Here is a 4332-nt window from a genome sequence, read left to right on the forward strand (position 1 = left end):
TTATAAATAATTAATTATCAAAAACTAATAGCTGACAGTAAAAACTAATAGCTGGGATATACATAATGGAGCTGACTGTAGATAGTTTTAAAATGCTAAGATTCTATTTAAATATTGATGTTTAAGAGCTCTATTAATCGTTCTAAAAGTATTTCTTTGAAAAAATCTTTTATTAAATAATAAGTGAAATAAAATAAATAATAACTTAGAGTATAACATTAATGAGAATATAAATCTCTAAAAAGTAGAGTATTATATATTGATAACCTATATAATTAGGCAAATTATTTTACTTTGAGAAAATTATGAAAGTAGTTGAAGTCAAACATCCCATGGTTAAACACAAGCTTGGCCTTATGCGAGCATCAGCAATAAGTACACAAGAATTTAGAAGATTAACCAAGGAAATAACTAGCTTATTAACTTATGAAGTTACAGCAAGATTTGAGCTTGAAAAAACAGAAATTCTAGGTTGGCAAGGTGAGAATATTGAAGTTGATCAAATCAAAGGTAAGAAGTTGACTGTTGTACCTATACTCCGTGCTGGACTTGGTATGATGGATGGAGTATTTGAGCATGTGCCTGCTGCAAAAGTTAGTATGGTTGGTATGTACCGTGATGAAAAAACTGCTAAGCCAGTAGCTTATTTTGCTAAACTTTGTGACAAACTTAATGAGAGAGTGGCACTAATCGTAGATCCTATGTTGGCGACAGGTGGATCTATGATTGAAACTGTTACATTACTAAAAAAAGCAGGATCAAAAGATATCAAAATTATTACTTTAGTTTCCGCGCCAGAGGGTATCGAAGCATTAGCTAATGCTCATCCAGATGTTGAGTTATACACAGCATCTATCGATAGTCATCTAAATGAGAAAAAATATATAATTCCAGGTCTTGGAGATGCTGGGGATAAAATATTTGGAACTAAATAAATCAAAAAATAATTAAAAATCTAACTAAAATAATAATTATGTATTATAGTTTATGGTTATTATTAAATTCTTTTAAAATATATAATGCAAAAGTATCGATTATTGATTGAGACGGATGATCAAAAAGGCTTGGTTTATAAAGTTTCAAAAATTATCTATGAAAATAATCTCAATGTGGAGAGGAACTCAGAGTTCGTTGATAAACATCATAATAAGTTTTTTATGCGTACGGAGTTTTCTGGAGAAGTAAATATTGAGCAAATGTTAGTTGATTTAGAGAGTACTTTACCTACTAATTCAGAGATTAAATTAGTAGATTCTTCCAAAAAAAATATAGTTATCTTGGCTACAAAAGAAATGCATTGCTTAGGAGATTTGCTCATAAAGCACGCAGAAGGAAAACTAGATGCGAATATTACCGCAGTGATATCAAACTATGATAATCTCAAGAATTTGGTTGAGAAGTTTGATATACCATTTGAGTATGTTTCTCATGAGGGGATTTCTCGAGATGAGCATGAGAAAAAAGTCCAAGATATCATAAAAAAATATGATTATGATGTAATTGTGCTTGCGAAGTATATGAGAATATTATCTCCGAGTTTTGTTGAACAGTTTCAAGGTAAGCTACTTAATATTCATCATTCATTTTTACCAGCATTTATTGGAGCTAATCCTTACAAGCAGGCTTATGAAAGAGGGGTGAAAATAATTGGTGCAACTAGTCATTTTGTCACAGATGATTTAGATGAAGGGCCAATTATAGCTCAGGATATAATTAGAGTTGATCATAATTATTCATGGCAGGATATGCGAGATGCTGGGCATGATGTTGAAAAAAATGTTTTATCAACAGCTTTGAGTCTAGTTCTTAATGATAGAATCTTTATTTATAATAATAAAACGATAATTCTTTAAGTGATTTTGCAAAACAAAAAATATGCTTTAACATATGTGGAACATTCTATATTAGAGTTATAGTTTTGATGGTCACATTTATAAAGGTAATTAATCGAGAACTTTTTTAAAAAATGAAGTTTTTTAGATTTAATAAAACTTGCTCGGCTTTTTAGGATTTACGGGATTAGAGCAAGTACCTTCACATTTAGCCTTAGATAGGGTTTTGTTAATGAAACTTAGTTACATATTGCATGCCTATAGTTTTTTACTTAAAACTCAATTAATGAGAAGAAAAGATAAAAATTTATTTATGTAAGTAAGCTTAAATAGTTTATTTAGAAACGATAGCTTCCACAGTAGACCATGGAGCATGAGAATATCCACTAGATAGGTCTCCATCCTTTATATCCATAGCATCAAAGTCAGCAGACCAGTCCATATATCCAGCAGCAGAAATGCCATTGTTTGCCATTAACTGCCATGCATTGGAAATTTGTTCTGGAGTCGCAACATAAGCAAGTTCACCACCAGCCGCACCTTCAGCCGCAGGAATACCAAGAACAAGTTTATCTGCAGGTATTTGCATATTATTTGTTATTGCTCCACCGTTCGTTGCATATCCTTCATTAGAAGAAGCAGCCCACACAAATGCAGATAAGAATTTATCCATACCATCTGCTGGAGTTACCTTTTCATATCCTGGACCTGTTATGCCATTTGAAGGACCTTGATTGTATGTTTGTGGCCAGATATATGTAAAGTTGTCCATGCCGATGTCATTTATTAGATTAATATAACCTTCGGTCTGGAAGCTATGAGAAGCCCATTGACCTGAACCATATGTGTAAGGAACTACATATCCCCATTCTGGCGCAGCTGTTAGCCAGAAATTTTCACCTTTGTCACGATATGTATTTACTATATCTTTAAAGCCTTGAGCAGCGTTTTGTAGCTGCTCTGCATTTGTTGGTATTGCAGAACCTTCTAAGTCTATATCTAAACCATCAAAACCATATTCATTAATGATATCTATAATTTGTTCTTTACCATTACCATTAAAGTTATCCCAATCCATATGGAAATATTGTCCACCAAGAGAGACTAATACATGCTTACCTTGAGATTTCATGTAGTTTACAAATTCTTTAACTTGCTCTTCTGTATATACACCTTCGGTTTGACTTGTTGAGCCAGGATCAGTTAATGATAGCTTCATATTACCACTACTATCTGTAACGATAAATGCCATAATCACGACATTGTATTTACAGAAACCATTATGTTCTGCACAGTAGTCGCCTGAGTTAGGTATATTGATATCTATAGGATTTGTTACTATTTGTTTACCACCTACATTATATGAAGTATTTCCACCCCAAGTAGAGAAGTATGTAGCAGCTATTACATCATTATTAACATTTTCGGTAATCGTTACATTAATATTTTGAGCATCATTATTAGCAGTAAAAGAAGCAGGAGATGTAGATATTTTGTATCCAGTAAGAGATGCTACAGCTACAGTCCATAGAGTATTATCTTTAGGGATTTCAGCAGAGATAGTAGAGTTAGAGTCTATATTTAATTTTTTAGAATCACCATTTTTATTAGATAAAGTTAAAGTTGTTGATTTGTTCTCAGGAAGTCCATCAACACTGATGTAGACATTCTCAGTAGGTATAGCCTGTTTAGTAAATGTAACATCAACATTAGATGTATTAAAGTTATATACAGTTACAGGATATGTACCAGTAGGAGTGTAATTAAATCCATCACTAACGAAACTTCCTATAGTAAGAGTATAGTTTACGCCATCTTCAGAAGCGGAAATTTTTTCAAGTGTAGTAACTTTATTGATTTCAAGATCACCAGAAGCAACAACATTTCCGTTTGCATCAGTAAGAGAGTAAGAAGTTGTAAGGTTACCGCTTACATCAGCTTGAGGGTTAATAGTAATAGAGCCCTGTTCAGCAGGATTAGAAGCAGTGTATTCTACATTTACAGTTTTTGAGCTGTTTTTTGCAAGAGTGAATGCTGCAGGGTTTGCAACTCCAGTAGCTCCATCAATAGCAGGTACATTAATAGTTAAATCTGAGCTTTCACCGACTTCGACCTCAATATTTTTAGTCGAGCCCCAGTTAGCATTATTTACTTCAGCAACAATTTTACCGGCTTTTAAAATTTGAACATCAGCTAATTTGCCATTAGCGATGAAATCAGGTTTGACAGGTAGAACTATAGATACAGTTCCTTTGCCTTGAGATGCTTCACCATTATATTCCCAAGGACCCCATTGAGATTCTTTGTTTGGAGTTTCACCTTTGGTCCACCACTTTGCAGTGAATGTATCACCATTATAAGTAACAGTATCACCTTTGACATAAGTTTTATTAGAGTCCCATTCAGTAGAGCTAGGATTTACAGGATCAACTGGATCAACTGGATCAACTGGATCAACTGGATCAACTGGATCAACTGGATCAACTGGATCAACTGGATC

3 protein-coding genes are annotated in these 4332 nt (G+C 33.3%); 2 read left to right on the forward strand and 1 reads right to left on the reverse strand.

What is annotated here, in order from left to right; translation table 11 throughout:
• Positions 1-305 precede the first annotated feature (305 nt).
• Both upp and purU read left to right on the forward strand, forming a co-directional pair.
• Positions 306-935 carry a uracil phosphoribosyltransferase gene (gene upp, locus ACKTR7_RS09855; RefSeq protein WP_407878134.1) on the forward strand — a complete coding sequence of 210 codons (630 nt, stop codon included), beginning with the start codon at positions 306-308 and terminating at the stop codon, positions 933-935.
• 84 nt (positions 936-1019) lie between these two features.
• On the forward strand, positions 1020-1853 hold the full coding sequence (gene purU / locus ACKTR7_RS09860) for a formyltetrahydrofolate deformylase (protein WP_407878135.1): 834 nt from the start codon (positions 1020-1022) through the stop codon (positions 1851-1853).
• A gap of 313 nt (positions 1854-2166) precedes the next feature.
• Here purU and ACKTR7_RS09865 read toward each other — a convergent pair.
• Positions 2167-4332: glycosyl hydrolase family 18 protein (locus tag ACKTR7_RS09865; protein WP_407878136.1), on the reverse strand; the 2166-nt coding region annotated here is incomplete at its 5' end.

Origin of the sequence: Francisella sciaenopsi, from assembly GCF_045862875.1 — a bacterium.
In the GTDB taxonomy this organism is placed as follows: Bacteria; Pseudomonadota; Gammaproteobacteria; order Francisellales; family Francisellaceae; genus Francisella; species Francisella sciaenopsi.